This window comes from Tersicoccus solisilvae (assembly GCF_014643255.1).
Classification (GTDB): Bacteria; Actinomycetota; Actinomycetes; order Actinomycetales; family Micrococcaceae; genus Tersicoccus; species Tersicoccus solisilvae.
In genome coordinates this window covers 1-784 of the sequence record NZ_BMJI01000049.1, presented here as the reverse complement: position 1 = coordinate 784, position 784 = coordinate 1, and the positions used below count along the sequence as shown (strand labels likewise).

The window sequence follows — 784 nt, the reverse complement described above, 5'->3', positions numbered from 1 at the left end:
ATGAATGACGCTGATGAGGCTCGCGCCTTACTCAGCAATGAAGCAGGCTGAGCTCTCTTAGCTAAATTAATGGTATAGGATCAATGAGCGACTATAAATCAACTTTGAATTTGCCGGAAACCGAGTTTCCGATGCGTGGTAATTTGGCAAATCGCGAGCCAGAGATGTTGAAACGCTGGACCGAGGAGAATCTGTACCAACAGATCCGTGATAGCCGTATTGGCCGCAAGCTTTTCATTCTGCACGATGGCCCTCCATATGCGAATGGCGATATTCATATTGGTCACTCAGTTAACAAGATCCTCAAGGATATTATTATCAAATCCAAGACTTTGTCTGGGTTTGATGCGCCTTATGTGCCAGGTTGGGACTGCCATGGTCTGCCAATCGAACTCAAGGTAGAACAGAAAGTTGGTAAGCCCGGGCATAAAATCTCTGCCGCTGAGTTTCGTGACGAGTGCCGTAAGTATGCCGCCAAACAGGTGGATGGTCAGCGCAATGACTTTATCCGTCTCGGCGTACTCGGTGACTGGTTCAAACCTTACCTGACCATGGATTTCAGCACTGAGGCCAACATCATTCGCTCATTGGCTAAAGTGATCGACAATGGCCACCTGCACAAAGGGGTTAAGCCGGTGCATTGGTGTACCGACTGTGGTTCTGCCCTGGCCGAAGCCGAAGTGGAATATGAAGACAAGACTTCACCGGCTATAGACGTGGCCTTTGCTGCCGTGGACAAGGCTAAAGTGCTAGCCGCTTTTGGGGTTACTGAGTATCAAGCGCC

Annotated in this window: 1 protein-coding gene; it reads left to right on the top strand. The window is 49.4% G+C overall.

The annotated features are described in order from the left end of the window. Positions 1–83 precede the first annotated feature (83 nt). Positions 84–784, top strand: a 701-nt coding sequence (locus IEX22_RS16160; protein WP_188669261.1) for a class I tRNA ligase family protein, incomplete at its 3' end; no start/stop codon positions are given.